Consider the following 17,403-nt stretch of genomic DNA (forward strand, 5'->3'; position numbering starts at 1 on the left):
GGTTGTGTTACAATACATTCATTACTCCTAAGAGACGGGCTGACTGCCTTTGTAGGAATACAATTTTCAGTAGAATGGTGAGGATTATGGACAAATACGGGCCTATCTATCATTTTCCGACTATCGGCGAAATCCCTCCCCCCATCAGTGTGCCTTTCATCGGCATTAATTACTGCACTCCTCAGTACCGCAATGTGAGAAGGATTTCCACCATTACGGTCATCGGCTGCGTGCTGTCGGGTCGCGGGAAAATTCGCGTGAACTCACAAACCAGTCGCGTGCAGCAAGGCGATGTCTTCCTTATGCGCAGCGGCAGCTTCCATGAGGTGATATCCGAAGCGACGCCGGAGGAGCCATGGGTATTTATATGGTATAACGTACACAGCCAATGGGCGCTCAATGTTCTCGAGGCTTACCGGCTTCTCTCCACCATTGTCGTCCCGGACGCGGACATGGAACCGTTGTTCCGGCAAGGGATTGATTGGGCCGAGAGCAAAACGATCGAGGAGATGCAAGGAGCCCTGCAGCAGCTGTTCATGCAAATCGTGATCCGTTTATCGGAAATCCAAAGAAACCGCGGAGACCTGTTACCTCTCCTTGTACGGCAGATCAAGCTGCACCTGGACAACCAGATGCTGCAGCCGTTTCATACCGAGCAGCTCGTTAAGGAGATGGGCCTATCCGCCAAGCATTTGAACCGGGTGTTCAAGAAGGAAATGGGAACCACGATATACAACTATGTTCTTACCAAAAAAGTGGAATCGGCCAAGCTGATGCTGATCGAGACCCACTTGACGGTCAACGAAATTTCCGAGCAACTGGGTTATTCCGACCCCCATTATTTCTCCAATCTCTTCAAGCAAAAAATCGGTATGCGCCCCACCGCGTTCCGTAGTAAATTCAGTGAGCAGGAGCATCATTAGCCGCATTAAAGTAAGCGATTTCATACAACTGCCGCTCTACGCGGCTAGCACAGCTGCTGCAAGAAAGCCTCCCTTGCCAGGGAGGCTTCTCATTAGCTGCCGGACGGCTCGGTCCGTTCTATGGCAGCCGGCTTCATATTGATTCTGCGGATCTCATCCCTCGGGAACTTCAGCTTGCGATCGTAGGTATACAGCCCGTTCACCTCTTGCTCTACATCATAGAGCTGAGTGTAGCATAAACCGCTGATGTTCGGGTTATCCAGTATGACCGTCATAAGGCCCTCATACCGGGCAAGAAACTCCTCCTCGCTTTTCGGACGGTCGCCATACCCCCAGCCTTCTTCGTGAGATTGGGCCGGGTCCCACCAGATGCCCCCGTATTCCGCTACCTGATAGGGCTGTCCTTCATACTTTTGCCGCTTCGGATGCCGTACATACACTTCGCCGCCGTTCTTCATCGGCTCCAGTCTGGCTGCGAACGATTCGGGATCCTGATCATAATCATGCAAGCTGAAGATGTCCGTCTTTACGTGATAATGGCCGCTCGTATCCTTCACCGGACGCGTCGGATCAATGCTCTTGCTCACCTCATAGGTGATGCGCAGCACCTCATTATCCTGCTTCGTTCCGTCTCGGTCCCACGTCTCGTTGAACGGGCACCAGCCGATAATAGACGGATGATTGAAATCACGTTCCATCCCTTCGATCCATTCCGGCAAAAAGCTCCGAAGTCCCGCTGGCGTAGTAATGTCAAGCCCCCAGTTGGCGTGTTCCGCCCATACCAGGTAGCCTAGCTTGTCCGCCCAATACAAGAAGCGGGGCTCGAATATTTTCTCATGCAGCCGGGCTCCATTGAAGCCCAAATCCATAGCAAGCTCAATATCGCGGCTTAGAGCTTCATCCGTTGGCGCCGTGTAGATGCCGTCCGGATAGAAGCCTTGATCCAGTACGAGACGCTGGAAGACGGTCCGCCCGTTGATCAATACCGCTTTATCGGTCAAGGTGATCTCCCGCAGTCCGAAATAACTTGTTACTTTGTCGAATGCATGGCCATTCTCTTCCAATGTAAAGGACAGGTCATACAGCCTTCCGTTCCCCGGCTCCCACAGATGTACTTCGTCCAGCGACAGCTGCGTGTGCAGCTGATGACTGCCGATTTGCGCAGTGCGGCTGCCTACAGGCTTTCCGTTGTAATAAGCGTCGATGCGCAGCGATAGACCCTTTTTGTAGCTCCCATTGAAGCGTATCGCCAAGTTCGCCTGACCGTTGAGCGGATCCGTTACGATACGGTACGAATCGATATGGAATTCCGGAACGCATTCCAGCCATACCGTTTGCCAAATACCGGTTGTCCGCGTGTAGTAGCAATTATACGAATGATATTTACCGCTCTGCTTGCCTCCCGGCTGCAGTCCTGTTCGAACATCATCCTCAGCGCACACCGTAATGACATTGTCTCCTTCTTGTACCAGCTTCGTTATATCGAACTGAAACGAGCTGTAGCCGCCCCGGTGCGTTCCCGCCGATACGCCGTTAACCCATACTTCCGTCTCATAATCAACGGCTCCGAAGTTCAGCAGAATGCGCTGGCCTGACCAATCCTTCGGCAGCGTAAACGTCCTGCGATACCATACTGCAGGCATAAAATCGGTATACCCGATTCCCGATAGACTGCTTTCCGGGCAGAAGGGCACGATGATTGACTGCTCCAGCCGCTCCGTTTGATGGAGGCCGCGCTGTCTGCCGGTCCGTCCAAAATCCATTTCAAACTCCCATGTTCCGTTCAAATTAATCCATTCCGCTCGAACAAGCTGCGGACGCGGGTATTCAGGTCTTGGAATGTGCATTGCGTTACTTCCTTTCGGTATGTATTTATTAGCTTCCGAGTAATACAGCTTAATAGTAATCCTTCCCGAGCGAAGCAGTAAATGTATTTAAAGGATCAAATAGTGAGGAAAAAAGACATCGGACCGATAATGAAAAAACCCGCGATCTACGCGGGAGCGGATATGGATATTTACAGACAGATCAGTTATCAACAAAAAAGAGGACGGTTCCAAAATGTTTCATAAATAGTTTATAATCGGTTGTGCCCTTCAATACGATAACGGCTGGAAAAGCATTGATTTTACTTTGCTTCAAAGCAGCGAATAACTCTTTTTGCAGGTAAGAATAAAATTTGCCCTTCTCATACTCAATAATAAGCGGAGGCAGCGCAGCTGGTTCGTTAGGTTCTTCCACCTGAGCTTCAACCAGCTTCATTCCCTCACTCTGAATTAGGCGCAGCGGAAACTTGACGACTCCAAAATATATCGCCTCTCCCTGCATGAAATCATAAGAAACAGGAGCATCTTTTGGAGTAAATAACAGATAGCACTGGACCCATTCCTCAAGCATGCCGGCATTGGCGTATTGTACAGCCGATACGAAAGTCGGTGCATACGTTAAATTGGGAGATATAGTCACAGAATGGCTTTAATTGCGTTTTGGCTGGACAACCAATCAAAAAAAGCGGCTTAGTCCATGACCAGAATGCAAGTCTTAGATCGCCGCTGTTGTTTTGTTTGTTTAAGGGACAAACTTTTGTGGTTGATCCGAACAAGAGGAGTTCCATTCCTTCTGCTGGATGAATTTCTCTCCCCACTCTTCCAATTGGTCCAATATGGATTTCAACGACTTTCCGAATTCGCTCATTTCATAGACTACCTTTGGCGGCACTTGATTGTATACCGTTCTTACGATAATACCGTCTTCCTCCAGCTCCCGAAGCTGCTGTGTTAACATTTTTTGGGTAATTTCGGGAATGACCCTCTTCAATTCGCTTGTTCTAAGGGGAACAGGGCCGCAGTTTAAATGGCATAAAATCAGCAGCTTCCATTTCCCTCCAATAACCTCCAATGTGGCTTCCGCCGGGATATTGAAGTTTTTTGTCTTCTCCATAGAATTACACGCCCCCTTTAATACATTGTTCTTTATAGGTACTTTTTAGTACCTATAATACTTTTTAGTATTTATAGCACAAAAAAGTACGTTCTTCCTTTTTTGGACGGTATGCCGGATAATTTGATCGTACCTCATTCGAGGATTAACAGTAAAGAATGGAAGGTGGACGTACATGAAAGTCTTAACCGTTGTATCGCATCCAAGGGTGCATTCCTTAACCTTTTCTGCAGCAGCCAAATTTACCCAGGGATTGAGAGATGCGGGGCACGAAACGGAGATCCTGGATTTGCATCGCAGCGGCTTCAATCCCGTATTGTGGGAAGCGGACGAACCCGATTATTCTATCGATCGTAAGATCTATTCGCCTGAGGCGGAAGCAGAAATCGAACGAATGAACAATCATGATGCTCTGGCCTACATTTTCCCAATTTGGTGGTACGGTCTCCCTGCTATGCTAAAAGGATATATCGACCGGGTATGGAACAATGGCTTTGCTTACGGCTCCAATACATTGCATCATCAACAAATCCTATGGCTTGGGCTCGCAGCGGCTTCGAATGAAGACTTTGCAAAAAGACAATACGACAAGATGATCTCCCACCAATTAAACGTTGGAATGGCCGAATACTGCGGCATCACTAATAGCAGAGTCGAAATATTATATAACACCTTAGATACAAAGCAAGAAACATTCGACAAGCTTCTGACGCAAGCTTATCATCTCGGACTGTATTATGACAACTATTCTAAGGCCGTGCATTCATGAGAAGTACGGCTATCGACTCTATTGACAAAGAGCAAAGATGATTGACTGCGGTCGGTTAACAAAAAATAGACTGCCGCGTGTTTACGCGGCAGCCTTAAGCCGTCTGTCATTCAGACTATTGCATGATCCGGCTTATGCCCCGAATCCTCCCGGTTTGCCCAGCTCAACTTCGCGCTGCAATTTGGAAGACGCATAAGTTCCCAATATAATTTCAAGCGCGTGAATGCCTTCCTCTCCCGGTACGACAGGAGCCCGTTGTTCTTGAACGGCCAGAGCCATATCGCGAAGCTGAATCCGGTGACCGTCAGGGATCACTTGAAACGGTTCGAAGGAAGGGAGCTCCACCGCTTCCCCGTTCACCTTCAGAAGCTCGATGTCATCTTCCTTGTAAACGATGGTTCCTCGTTCACCGTGGATTTCCAGGCGCTGGCCCAGATCAGGATAAACGGTCGTCGTTATTTCCATAACTCCCATGGCCCCATTGCGGAAACGAAGCAGCGATACAGCGGTATCCTCTACCTCGATTTGTCTTAACTGCGTGCTTGCCCGGCCATAGACGGATTCCACCGGCCCTACGAGCCATTGCAGCAGATCGACGGTGTGAATCCCTTGATTCATCATCGATCCGCCTCCATCGATATGCCACGTTCCCCTCCAGCCGGCGCTGTCGTAATACTGCTGGCTGCGGTATATCTTCACATACGCATCGCACAAGCTTAATTTGCCGAGCCTTCCGTCTGCAATGAACTGCTTGACATATTGTGCCGCAGGAGACATTCTTCTTGGAAAAATCGTCGCCAGCAGAACGCCCTGCTGCCGGCACTCTTGAATCATCCGATGTGCATCTTCGATGAGAATAGCCATAGGCTTCTCTACGACCACATGCTTGCCGGCTCTTGCAGCCCGAATGGTCTGTTCGGCATGATAACCGCTTGGCGTACAAATGCAAACGACTTCGATCTCGTCATTTTGCAGCATATCCTCGAACTTCAAGTACAGCCGGCCTCCATGCTTATCGGCGAAGGCCCGTCCTTTCCCTTCGTCCGATTCGCATACGGCGACCAGCTCTGCTTCCTCCACCGCATGGATTGCATTCGCATGAACCTCGGCGATAACGCCGCATCCGAGAATGGCGAATTTGGTTGTTCTTTTCAGGCTCATGGCCTCAGCCTCTTCTCTTGTGTATGAATAACATTAACAAGCCCGTCCGCTAAGATAGTCGCCTCCGTCGTCTTGAGAATGTCGTTATGGGAAATCATCGAGGGCTGACCATCCATGCGCCGGATGAAATCGGCCGAGATAGACCATGGCGGCTGCTCAAGCGACAGTAAGGCCGCCGGGGCATCATTCGTCAGCTGGATCAGGACAGCAGCGTCTTGGACTAGCGGATCTCCTTGCAGCCGCAGCTCGGCAAAGCCTTCCGTGCCGGTCACAAAGATGCGGCCGTCTCCCCATGTCCAGCTTCGGCTTGGCGTATGCCAGTCGGCATATAATTGGGCGACGACGCTCCCCTCCATAACGACCTGCAGGCTTGCGGTGTTATAGAACGTCTCGTGCTCAGGCAATATCGTCTTGCCCATGTAGCCGTCGATCGCTTCGATCTCGCTGCCGGTAAACCAACGCAACAGATCGAAATCGTGCACGAGCAAATCAACAACGATGCCGCCGGACTGCTCTTTACTGAAAAACCATTCCGGCCTTCTAGCCGCATCCAGACGATGAGGCTTACGCATGCCTACCGTAACGATGTCTCCGAGATCGCCTTGCTCAATCCGTCTCTTCAATGTATAAATGGCGGGATGAAACCGCTCGGTGAGCAGCATTCCGACTTGAATCCGGCCCCGGCGGATCACCGCCTTCAATCGCTCAAGCCCTTTCGCGCAAGTAACGGCCGGTTTGTCAACCATCACATGCTTGCCCCGGCTTTCGCACAGTTCAATGACATCGATTTTCTTGTTGTTTATCGAAGCGCAGCCGACAACGTCTACGGATTCTCCCAACAAGCTTTCTATGTCGCCTGTAACGGGGATCCCATATTGCTCCGCTATGCTTTGGGCCAATTCTGCATTCTCGTCCTCGTATATTCCTGCGCATGTATGCCCCAACTCAAGCATCTCGCTAATAAATATGCCGATATGCGCATGCTGACAGCCAATAATCGCAAACTGGCGAGCTCTCATTCACCTTTAACCCCTTTCGTTCCCAGCTCTGAGAAGCTAGTTGTTTTTCTCATAAATTTTATCGGCTTCCTTGCGGAACTCGGCAGCCGCCTCATCGATCGTCGCTTTACCGAATTGCTGCTTCTGTACAATTTGTTCAAACAGCTTGTTCACTTCGCCCGTGCCTTTAGGTCCGCCGTCGTACATCGAAGGCTTGCTGCTCGTTACATGCTGCAGCATGGATGCCATTTTCTTATCCCGGTCGTTAAATTTCGGAGTCAGGTATTCCAGCATTTTTTTATTTTCCGGCATGCCTCTTTCCGTTTCCAGAATGTCTGCCGCTTCCTTCGAATTCAGGAAAAAGTCGAGGAACATCGCCGCTTCCTTCGGATACTTAGATTTCGCCGAAGCCGAAAGGAACATGGCCGGCAAAATAGCGCTCCCGGTTTGTTTGTCTTTCGGGTAGGAAACCATATCGATCTTGTCTTTCATGACATTCTCATAAGCCGGGAACGTCGCTGTAAACTGCGGCCCCATAATAGGAACGATTCCCCTCATCAGAGCATCCTTATTGGGATCCGCATTGCCGATAGGCATGAAGGAGGCGGTCATTGTAGCCGGAGGAATGATGCCCTCCTTGCGAGCGTCGTCCCACATTTTCAACCAGTTCTTAAACGTCTGATCCGTGAAGCTGAGCCGGTTGTCCTTATACATTTGCTCGCCGACAGAGAACACATAATACATATAGGCTTCCATGGAGCTCGACATGTCGAAGGCGCCGTATACTTTTTCACCCAGCTTGGACTTCACTTCGCGCGCTTTATCGAAATATTCCTTCCAGGTCATATCCAGCTTCGGAGGTTCGACGCCTGCCTGCTGGTACATTTCCTTGTTATAAATTAATGCGGAGGCATTGTCGGATACCGGCAATCCGGTAAGCTTGCCTTTCACCGTACCTTGATTTTTCACCACATCGGCATTCAAATCGTCAATCTTCAGCTCTTTGCCGACATAGGGAGCAAGATCGGCCAACACCCCCCTATCGGAATACTCTTTAATATATAAAATGCTCATTTGCATCAAATCCGGTACATTGCCTCCTGCGACCTGGGTGGACAGCTTCTCCCAGTATCCGTCAAAGCTCGTATATTCCGGCTTTATCTTGATGTTCGGATGAAGCTGCTCGAACTTCTCGATAACCTTCAGCGTCCTGTCGTGCCGTCCCTGACTTCCCCACCATGTAAATCGCAGTTCTACCTTCCCTGATCCGGAAGGATCGGCAGCGGCGCTCGGATTCTTCTTCTCTGTCGGAACACATCCGGCTGCCAGTCCGCCTAACAAGGTTAAGGTTATCATCGGGACAACCAAATTTCGGGTCAAACCATGTAGACTTGCCATTGTTGACACACCCCTTATGAATTTACTTGCTTACATATCAATTATAAAATGAGCGCTATTTTTAAAAATAAGAGAAATCTACAAAAAATATTAAAATAATACGGACTGTTGCAGCCGCGAATAGAGATAAAAAAACTCCTAAAACAAAAGCCGGGATGCGGTGCAGCTTTGTTTTAAGAGGTGCGGGGTCAGTCACTGATTAAATTCGGACGGGTTCAAGCCGGAATATTTCTTGAACAATTGGCTGAAATACGCATGGTTCTTATAGCCGACCATCCCGGAAATTTCAAAGATCTTATAATTGCCTCCGAGCATAAGCTCCTTCGCTTTTTCCATTCGGATTCGCGTCAAATAGCTGTTGTAATTCTCCCCTGTCTCCTGCTTGAAGATTTGGCTCAAGTAATTCCGGGTCAAATACACCTTCTCGGCCAAAACATCGAGAGTAATATCATCCGCATAATGCTGCTGCACATATCTCATGATGAAATCGATCGTTTTTCTGTGCTTCTGAGAGCCTCGTCGGTTCATCGTCTCGCAGATGGGGAGCAGAAGATCGCGCAGCCAGCCGGTGAAATCGGAAACGGAGTACAACTGCTCCAGCTCCTTGTACATGTTGGAGCCCGCATGAATATCTTCAAACTGCAAGCCGTGGTCGTGCAATGCGAGAGCCAATATACCGACGATGTCGATGGCAAACTCCCTGAGCACGCTTACGCTAGGAGCGGTACCGCCATGAAGAGACTCGCCTAGCTCTATTATTTTTTCCTCCGCCAGCTCGCTCTGACCTGCCATAACGGCATCAGCTAGCGCCTGATAGTTTATCATCGGACGGCGCGCGGCCGGCTTTGGCAGCCCCATAAGATCCTCGGCAGAGATGAGCTGGCGGCCCGGCATATTGTTCCGCTCCGCCAGCAAATCGAAGGCTGCGGAATACGACTTGGGGATGTCCGCAATGTGATCCGTCACAGGGCCGATAGCCGCCCCTACCTGCAGCTTAAGGTACTGATCAATATGCGCCAGCATTTCCTCCGCCATCTGCTTGACCAGAACCATGACACGTTCCTTCTTCACACGGGAAGGTGTCGCAATAATCACGGTGATGACATTGCGCTGTATGTCCGCCACATACACGCCTTGCTTGTCCTGCGTAAGCTCATTGACAATATTATTGACGGCATAGGCAAACAACGACAAATCGCTTGGCTTAAAGCTTCGCTCCCGTTTGATGAAGAACTCAATAAGCAATACGGTAAAATAGTTGCCCGATAAATCGATTTTCAAATAGTCGGATACCTTGCGAAATACGGGTGTATGATAAAACTCCGGCTCCAGCAGCCCTTTAACTATTTGTTTTTTCGTAATCTGCAGATTGGTCTCCAGAAGCTCCCGCAGCTCCTTGTCTTCCTTCTCAGCAGCCTCTCTTTTTCTAATTTTGCTTACGGTCTCCTGCAGAACGCGCTCAATGTCGTCGAGACTCGCCGGTTTGGATAAATAATCGTTAACGTTCAGCTTTACCGCCGACTGGGCGCACTTGAAATCCTCGTATCCGCTCAAGATAATGACTTCCGCCATGTTGCCGTCTTCGCGCACCGCTTGTAGCATGGAGATTCCGTCCATCACCGGCATAAAAATGTCGGTTAGAATAATATCCGGACGATGAACCCGAATCTGCTCCAAACCTTCTTTGCCGTTCCTGGCGGTTGCCGCCACTTGAATTCCGTAGCCGTCCCATTTAACGGACCGTGTGAGCCCCTGAATCGTTGTCATATCATCATCAATGATGACCGCTTTTATCATGTTCATTCCCTCCATATGACCCAGGCGGCTCTGAGATTTTGGGCAGCGATACGACGATTGTAGTGCCCTGATTCGGACGGCTGTCGATTCGTACCCCATAGCTGTTACCGAAATACAGTTCTATTCGCTCACGTACGTTGCGCATTCCGCTGTGCTCCCGGCCTGTTGGCTCTCCCTCGGCCTCCATCCCCACTCCGTTATCCTCAACGGCAAAATACAGGCTTCGTTCGTCTTCCCAGCCGGCAATCGTGACTATGCCTTCTTCGCGGGAATGAAGTCCGTGGATGAGGGCGTTTTCTACAAAAGGCTGAATGATCAGCTTCGGCGTATAATAGGCGTACATGGTCTCCGGAACATCGATGTGAAACTGGATGGTTTGTTTGTGGCGGATTTTTTGCAGCTCCACATAACAATGTAGATGCTCCAGCTCCCGCTTCACGGGGATAAAGGAGGCTCCGCTGGAAAGCCCGATACGCAGCATTTTGCCGAGCAGCACCAGCATGTGGCTAATCTCCTTGTTGCCCGATTCAATCGCATGCCAATTCATCATATCCAATGTGTTGTACAGGAAATGAGGGTTGATCTGCTCTTGCAATACTTGAATTTCCGCCTCCCGCTTCCGTCTGTGCTGATCCTCCACTTGAACGAGCAGATGGTCGATACGTCCTGTCATCTGATTGAAATTATCGTTCAAATGGCCGAACTCATTCTGGTAATCGTTATCGATCTGCACGTCCAGCTTACCGATCTTCATTAAATTCATCGCATGAATCAGCTTCCGGATGGGCGCGGCAAATTGTTTGGATAACAGGAACGCCATAACGATCGCAAACAAAATACAGAGGAATGCTGCAACAACGATGACGGTTTCGATGCGGCGGCTGCCTTGCGTAATATTATCCCAAGGAATGACATCCAACGTCAGCCATAGCGTCCGATCCTGCTTATTCCATATAACTAGCTCTTTCTTCTCCAGATCGGCTATGGCGTACTGCTCCGATTCCGATTGAGTTAGAACAGTGTCCAGCTTGTCCTTGTGGCTCTCGTAGGATACCGACTTTTTGGGAGCGCCGTTAAACTCTGCAATCAGCCTGTGATGCGTATCGAGCACAAACCGGCTGACACCGGAACCGCTGCCGGACACGATTTTTTCGATAAACGGAAGCTTCAGGTTAATGACGAGAATACCGAGCTCCTTGCCGGAGGGGGACAGCACCTTGCGCGCAAAACTAATGACAAGCCGTTCATCGGCGGTGTAGCTTCCTACTTCGATGGGATGCGTACCAATCCAGGCGTAATCGGCATCCTTGATCTCGTTAAACCATGTGCTGGTTTCCACGATCCGGTAATCGAACACACCGCTGCCTGCAATTTGCTTATTCACGGACGTATCCTTGGCATACAGCTGAACGGAATGAATTCCTTCCTTAATGTAGCCGGGGCGCGTAAGCATATCTACTATGTCCGCATTTTGCCCGATCCTCTCGAACGAATGCTCGCCAAGCTGCAAATAATGAATCAGCTTCGGGTTGCTGGAAAGGACAAGGGAATCATACTCGACGGACTGCAGCTGAATGTCCAATTGCTTGTTGATTTCGTTCAACAACAGCTTCCTCGAGGAGATCGTCTGCTCCACGACTTCCTGATTCGTAATATAATAGCTCGTTATCCCGAGCAGCATGATCAACAGTGCGGAAATGAGAATGAATGACGTAAAAAAGGTCGCTTGGAAAGAAAAGATTTTAAATGGATTCCTCATGTACAAAAACCACCTGTTGTTTAGCCATTTTACTCTCAGCATAAGGCCGGCAAAGCGGTTTGTAAACCCTTACCCTTTGATCCCCGTTGTAGAAATGCCTTCAACGAAATACTTTTGCGCAAGGACAAAAATGATAAAGCACGGGATCACCGACAGCAGCGACATCGCGTACATCGGCCCCCAGGTCACAGCTGAGGAATTGTCCAGAAACAATCGCAGCGCCAAGGGCACCGTATACTTCGCGGTATCGGTCAAATAAATCATTTGCCCAAGAAAGTCGTCCCAAGTCCATATAAAGCTGAAGATGGCGCTAGTGATAAAGGCCGGGGTACAGAGCGGCAGAACAATTTTGAACGCAATCCCCGGTGTCGAGCAGCCGTCCATTTTGGCCGATTCGTCCAAATCTCTCGGAATTCCGCGAATAAATTGGATGATGAGAAATACGAAGAACGGGCTTACCGCCAGGAAATGAGGAACAATCAAGGGAAGCGTCGTCCCCACCCAATCGAAATATTTGAACAATATATATTGCGGCACTAATGTAACCTGCGTAGGAAGCATTAACGTCAGCATCAGGATGGCGAACCACATCGTTTTCAAAGGAAACTGGAGCCGGGCAAACCCGTATGCGACCACTGCGCTGGATAATACCGTCCCGATCACCGACAGCACGGCGATGAAGAATGAGTTGTAGAAAAAATGACCGAAGCTGAAGCCGGGAATCGCAGTCCAGCCGTTAGTAAAGTTGTCCCATTGAAACTCGCGCGGGATCAGATTCGACAGAGGAATCTCCTCATTCGATTTCAATGAGCTGCCTACCAGCCATAAGACGGGGTAAATCATTACGATGCTGCATAGTGTCAAGAACATGTATTGTAAAAAGTTTTGTTGTTTCACACGAATCCCCTTCCCATCGTTTGAAATCTATCGATGTTAATTTTCATAATGGACCCACCGTTTCGCCGACCAAAAAATCAATGCAGTGAACACGGCGATTATAACGAGAAGGATCCATGCCAGAGCGCTGGCATACCCCATGTTGAAATACGCGAATGCTTGCTGGTACAAATATAAAGCATAGACCAGAGTCGAATGGATCGGACCGCCTTTGGTGACAATGAACGCTTGAGTGAACATTTGAAAGCTTCCGATAATTTGCATCACCAAATTAAATAAAATAATAGGCGTCAGCATGGGCAGCGTGATGGCAAAGAAAGAACGGATCTTGGAAGCGCCGTCCACCGAAGCGGACTCATAGAGCTCACGCGGGATTTGCTTCAATCCGGCCAAGAAAATAACCATCGAGGAGCCGAACTGCCACACGGCCAGCAATACAAGCGTATACAACGCCGTTTCCGGCGTATTGATCCAGTCTATTCCCGGAATACCGATTGCTCCCAAAAGTTTGTTAAGGATGCCGTCGCCTCCGAACAGGTTGCGCCAAATGGCCGATATCGCTACGCTGCCTCCTATGAGCGAGGGCAAATAAAAGATCGCGCGGAAGACGGACATGCCGCGAATGGCTCTAAATAGCAGCAAGGCTACCATTAAGGCGAAGCCTAATTTCAAGGGTACGGATAACACGACATAAGTAAAAGTAACCTGAAGCGCTTTCCAGAAATCCCGGTCCTCGGCAACAATCTCATAATAATTTTGGCTGCCAACCCAGATCGGGAGCTCGAGCAGGTTGTACTGCGTCAACGATAAATAGAAAGATTGGGACATCGGCCCGACGGTGAGCAAGAACAAACCGATGAGCCATGGTGAAATGAAGATATACCCCCATAGCGGTTCAAACCATTTGTTGAATTTTGCCATTGCAGTTCACTCCCAAATATTTATTCAAAGATGTCTGGTAACCAAATGGTAACTTTCTTAGCATCATTAATAAATGAGAGAAATCTATAATTAATAGCAAAATTATACGGCCTTTAGGCGTTGGCTGATCGAAAAAAAGAGACTGACGAATGTTCGTCAGTCTCTTTATGCGTGAGAGCGAAGCCTATTGCTGCGCCCGTGCTGCCCGCATTGCTATGGTTTCTTCTTCGTTAGGTCCATAGACACCCGGTGCTACGAGTCCAGCCTGGCGCATCAGTATTGTCATCTGGCCGCGGTGATGAATTTGATGGCGGAGCACGAAGCTCAATACGCCTCCATAAGTCGTATCGATGAAGTTGAACAAGCGAAGTGATTCCTGAAGCTTGGCGTCAGACCACTGCTCCGTCAAAGCCGTTGCTGCCGCATCGTTAACGCGGCGGTAAGCCGCTGCGATAGCCTCTGCAGAAGTCGGCTGTTCTTTGAAATCCGGCACTTCCAATTGCAGACCTGCCGCATGCAGAAAAGCGCCGAAGCTGCCTACCAAGTGCCACGCAATCTCACCCAGGGAACGCTGTTGAGCATCTGAGACCGTCTGTTTCAGCGAAGCGTCAGTGAGTTTGTCCAGCACTTGCAGAGTAAGAGAAGCTTCAATCTTCCAGTCTTCCAGAAATCCTTTTACGCTTGTGTACATTGGCTAATCTCTCCTTCAAAGGAAATTTCAAACACAACCGAATTATACCGTACAAACGTTCGATAGTAAAATACAGCTCGTTACACTTTCATATTTTCATGATGAATTACCGCAGTTTCGATTTGAATGGTTGTATGCTGGATCTTGAATTTATCCGCGATGAACTGAATCGCTTGCTGCAAAATCTGTTGATGATCCTGATTATCCTCGATCAAGAGATGGCAGCTAAGAGAATCCAAGCCGGATGTAATCGTCCATATATGAAGGTCATGCACGTCTTTCACACCGTCAATGCTCTCTAAAGTCTTCTTCACTTCGTCTGGATTCACAGTGATGGGCGTACCTTCCATTAGAATATGAACGGTATGCTTGATAACTCCCCAAGCACCTTTAAGGATAAGAAGAGCGACAAGGACGCTGATAATCGGATCTGCAATGTACCAGCCAAAGACCAGCATTATCAACCCGGCAACAATGGCTCCCACCGATCCCAATGCATCTCCAAGAACGTGAAGATAGGCGCTGCGAAGGTTGATATTATTTTTGACATCGCCTTTTCTCATGAGAGTCCAGGCACTTGCTATGTTAGCTAAAAGACCGATGCTGGCAATCAGCATCATGGAGCCGCTGGCGACGGCCGGAGGCTCCAGAAAACGATCGTATGCCTCCTTTATAATAAATCCTGCAACAATGAACAAAGTGATCCCATTAAAGAGCGCCGCCAAAATTTCAAAGCGATAAAACCCGTAGGTTTTATTGGGCGAAGCTGGTCTCGCAGCAAACCAAACAGCAACCAGACTTAGTAATAAAGAGCTTGCGTCGTTCAACATATGCCCGCTATCGGATAGTAGAGCAAGACTGTTTGTAAGGAGTCCGCCGAAAAACTCCAAAAACATAATACCGACGGTAATTATCAAAGCAATGGTTAATCCCTTTTTATTGCCATTCGGGTCAAAATGATGGTTATGACCGTGGTGGCTGTGGCCGTGGTCGTGCTGGTGATGCGAATGTTCGTGGCCATGGTCATCGTGATCGTGATCGTGGTTGTGGTCCTGATGATGTTTACTCATAATAATGCCTCCTAATCGTGTTCAATATGATTGATTGCTTACAAGATTTCACATTCCAGCCGGGTCGGATCAGCCAATAAATAATCGCGATCCATCCACAATTCAAAATTGGAAATACATGTTCTTCGTCTCCATATGATGCCCAATCTTTTTCAATTAATATATGATCATATACTCATATATTCATTATGTTTTGAATCTTTCTGTTTGTCAAGTGTTGGATAAAAATAAGCCGAAGACTGGAACCTCTTCTTGAACCTTTTTTCCAGACACAACGCAAAAAAAAGAGCCGCCTCCAAGTGTTAAGAACCTGGGGCAGCCCTGTATGATCGATTACTCTTCCTCGAACAGCCTCTCGCCGCGGTACAAACGCACCGCTATTTTGGCCGTATGCGGCAGCTCTCGCGCGCTTGGAGCATGTGCCGCCAAATATCGGGCACAAGCTAGCAAATAAGTCTCCTTAGCCTGTTTCGCAAATGCATCGGTACGCGCCTCCCAACAATCGTATTCGGAAACGACGGCTTCATAAAGCTGGAACGTGTGAAACTCCGCGTCCTCGCGAAGCAGGCTTAAGCCCAATGTCCCGAGCAGAGCCTGAGGATCGCGCTGTTCGTTCAAGTAACCCTTAACCCAGCCCGCTGCCTCTTCTACCTGTTGCCTGCGGTCCATAAGGTCAAGCAGCTCCTCCGGATTGTAGCTATATCCGTTTGCAGGCTTCGGCCCAGGTGCACGCGGTACATTTAAAAATCGGTCATGATAAATTGCCATCGCCCCGTAATACAGAGCTCTGTTCAGGAGCGGCTCCTTGGAACGGCGCAGCCGCATGTGTACCGCATGCGCGTAAGTAAGAGTATGCAGAACAGCCACCCAATCGCCGAAGTCATTTTGAGTGTGGAATCGAACCACCCGCTCGGCCGCCGCCAGGCAAATCAGCTGCGCCAATCGATCAGGTGCCGCTCCGCCCAGCAGAAGCCGGGTAAGCTGATTGACCGTTTCGATCGGCTTATCGCTTAGCAACTGATCCATAAAGCTTGGCTCCTCAAGCTGAACGGATGCCACCGAGTCTTCAGTCTGCTCGAGACTTGCGAAAGCCTGACGTAACGGAGCTACCAAATCGACCGGCGCCTGCCAATGATGAAGCTCTTCGCTGCGGGTAGGTGAACCGATTAGAGGAACGAGCGAGGCCAGGATCGGCTCGGTTAACGAAGGTCCCAAGTTTTCCAGAGCCTCGAACGCTTTATTATGAAAATCGAAGGTATGACCACCGTCTAAATAAAAGTGGTCCGTCACCGAAATCAGCATCATGTCCGCAAGCTGTTCGGAAGATGCGCCATTTGCAACCGCGGTCAATAGCACCTTCTCCGCGCCTTGGGTATCTCGTACCTCAACACAGCTGCGGTACCATTCCATCAGTCTTTCTATTGGAGCCGACGAGGGAGGCAAAGCTCCATGCAGGTGACGGGGAGCCCGGCCGGAGCTGGCCCTGGCAACATGAACTAAGCCGTGATACAAGGCGAGAATTTGTCCTGATGAATCGAGCTTGGGCAGCACGTTTCTCATCGCTGTCAAAATGGTCAGGCCGGCTCCCCAGCCATTGCCTTGTGATGTCCCGAAGGTAACGCCGATACGAACGATTTCATCCGTCGGAACACCGGATTCGACCAAGCCGATCACCGCCTTGGCGATTACGATGCCGATATTCTGCTCAAGACCTTCCCTCAAACGCCGCTTATGCTTCTCGGCGCTGCCGACGTTCCGCGGTCTCGAGCTGACCCATACTTCCTCGCCTACTACTTGGACATCATAGGCCGGTACGTCATCCGCCCAGGGATCCAGCGTCCCTCCGCTGCAAATATCAAAGCGTGCATGGTGCCAATGGCACGTCAATATACCATTGCAAACGCTTCCCAAATGAAGCGGAAAGCCGAGATGGGGACATCGGTTGTCTATCGCTCTTACCTCGTCCTCGTGGTAAAAAACAACGATGCCTCCTTTGATGATTTTGGAGTGCACTTGCTTCAGCTCCTCCAGAGTACCCGCGTTAATCCATTCTTCCGAGTTCATCACATACGCCTCCCT

At 49.4% G+C, this 17,403-nt stretch carries 15 protein-coding genes; 2 read left to right on the forward strand and 13 right to left on the reverse strand.

The genetic code is table 11. The features are described 5' to 3' along the window. The first annotated feature begins 86 nt into the window (after nucleotides 1–86). Entirely contained in the window at nucleotides 87–923 is an 837-nt protein-coding gene (locus tag DVH26_RS22715) for an AraC family transcriptional regulator (protein WP_239625709.1), read from the forward strand. 92 nt (nucleotides 924–1,015) lie between these two features. Here the strand turns inward: DVH26_RS22715 and DVH26_RS22720 are convergent, their stop codons facing one another. From DVH26_RS22720 to DVH26_RS22730, 3 genes are all read right to left on the reverse strand, one after another. Beyond that, nucleotides 1,016–2,770, reverse strand: coding sequence for a glycoside hydrolase family 2 protein (locus DVH26_RS22720; RefSeq protein ID WP_239625711.1), 1,755 nt, complete (start codon nucleotides 2,768–2,770; stop codon nucleotides 1,016–1,018). 181 nt (nucleotides 2,771–2,951) lie between these two features. Further along, the gene (locus DVH26_RS22725) at nucleotides 2,952–3,185 is read right to left on the reverse strand and encodes a hypothetical protein (protein ID WP_239625713.1); all 234 of its coding nucleotides are present in this window, start codon (nucleotides 3,183–3,185) and stop codon (nucleotides 2,952–2,954) included. A gap of 306 nt (nucleotides 3,186–3,491) precedes the next feature. Beyond that, nucleotides 3,492–3,863, reverse strand: coding sequence for a winged helix-turn-helix transcriptional regulator (locus DVH26_RS22730; RefSeq protein WP_239625715.1), 372 nt, complete (start codon nucleotides 3,861–3,863; stop codon nucleotides 3,492–3,494). Nucleotides 3,864–4,038: 175 nt separating this feature from the next. On the opposite strand from DVH26_RS22730, the gene DVH26_RS22735 reads away from it, so the two are divergent. Then, on the forward strand, nucleotides 4,039–4,632 hold the full coding sequence (locus tag DVH26_RS22735) for an NAD(P)H oxidoreductase (protein WP_239625718.1): 594 nt from the start codon (nucleotides 4,039–4,041) through the stop codon (nucleotides 4,630–4,632). Between the two features lie 132 nt (nucleotides 4,633–4,764). Here the strand turns inward: DVH26_RS22735 and DVH26_RS22740 are convergent, their stop codons facing one another. The 10 genes from DVH26_RS22740 to DVH26_RS22785 all read right to left on the reverse strand — a co-directional run bounded on the left by DVH26_RS22740 (nucleotide 4,765) and on the right by DVH26_RS22785 (nucleotide 17,388). Next, complete coding sequence (locus DVH26_RS22740; RefSeq protein ID WP_239625720.1) at nucleotides 4,765–5,793, reverse strand: Gfo/Idh/MocA family protein; 1,029 nt, start codon at nucleotides 5,791–5,793, stop codon at nucleotides 4,765–4,767. After that, a complete protein-coding gene (locus DVH26_RS22745) occupies nucleotides 5,790–6,812 on the reverse strand; it encodes a Gfo/Idh/MocA family protein (protein WP_239625722.1) in 1,023 nt (340 codons plus the stop codon). The genes DVH26_RS22740 and DVH26_RS22745 overlap by 4 nt, the downstream gene beginning before the upstream one ends. Nucleotides 6,813–6,848: 36 nt before the next feature. After that, the gene (locus DVH26_RS22750) at nucleotides 6,849–8,189 is read right to left on the reverse strand and encodes an ABC transporter substrate-binding protein (protein WP_239625725.1); all 1,341 of its coding nucleotides are present in this window, start codon (nucleotides 8,187–8,189) and stop codon (nucleotides 6,849–6,851) included. A gap of 192 nt (nucleotides 8,190–8,381) precedes the next feature. Beyond that, nucleotides 8,382–9,986 (reverse strand): response regulator, encoded by a 1,605-nt coding sequence (locus tag DVH26_RS22755; protein WP_239625727.1) that lies wholly within the window; start codon nucleotides 9,984–9,986, stop codon nucleotides 8,382–8,384. Continuing rightward, nucleotides 9,964–11,745, reverse strand: a complete 1,782-nt coding sequence (locus DVH26_RS22760; RefSeq protein WP_239625729.1) for a cache domain-containing sensor histidine kinase — start codon at nucleotides 11,743–11,745, stop codon at nucleotides 9,964–9,966. Before DVH26_RS22760 ends, DVH26_RS22755 begins: the two co-directional genes overlap by 23 nt. A gap of 69 nt (nucleotides 11,746–11,814) precedes the next feature. Further along, nucleotides 11,815–12,615, reverse strand: coding sequence for a carbohydrate ABC transporter permease (locus DVH26_RS22765; RefSeq protein WP_239635460.1), 801 nt, complete (start codon nucleotides 12,613–12,615; stop codon nucleotides 11,815–11,817). Nucleotides 12,616–12,678: 63 nt separating this feature from the next. Continuing rightward, nucleotides 12,679–13,563, reverse strand: coding sequence for a carbohydrate ABC transporter permease (locus tag DVH26_RS22770; protein ID WP_239625731.1), 885 nt, complete (start codon nucleotides 13,561–13,563; stop codon nucleotides 12,679–12,681). Nucleotides 13,564–13,747: 184 nt separating this feature from the next. Continuing rightward, nucleotides 13,748–14,254, reverse strand: a complete 507-nt coding sequence (locus DVH26_RS22775) for a DinB family protein (protein ID WP_239625734.1) — start codon at nucleotides 14,252–14,254, stop codon at nucleotides 13,748–13,750. Nucleotides 14,255–14,334: 80 nt separating this feature from the next. Further along, the gene (locus DVH26_RS22780) at nucleotides 14,335–15,324 is read right to left on the reverse strand and encodes a cation diffusion facilitator family transporter (protein WP_239625736.1); all 990 of its coding nucleotides are present in this window, start codon (nucleotides 15,322–15,324) and stop codon (nucleotides 14,335–14,337) included. A 333-nt stretch (nucleotides 15,325–15,657) separates the two neighbouring features. Next, nucleotides 15,658–17,388, reverse strand: a complete 1,731-nt coding sequence (locus DVH26_RS22785) for a Rieske (2Fe-2S) protein (RefSeq protein ID WP_239625738.1) — start codon at nucleotides 17,386–17,388, stop codon at nucleotides 15,658–15,660. Between the last annotated feature and the right edge of the window lie 15 nt (nucleotides 17,389–17,403).

The organism is Paenibacillus sp. H1-7 (assembly GCF_022354825.1).
GTDB lineage: Bacteria > Bacillota > Bacilli > Paenibacillales > NBRC-103111 > Paenibacillus_S.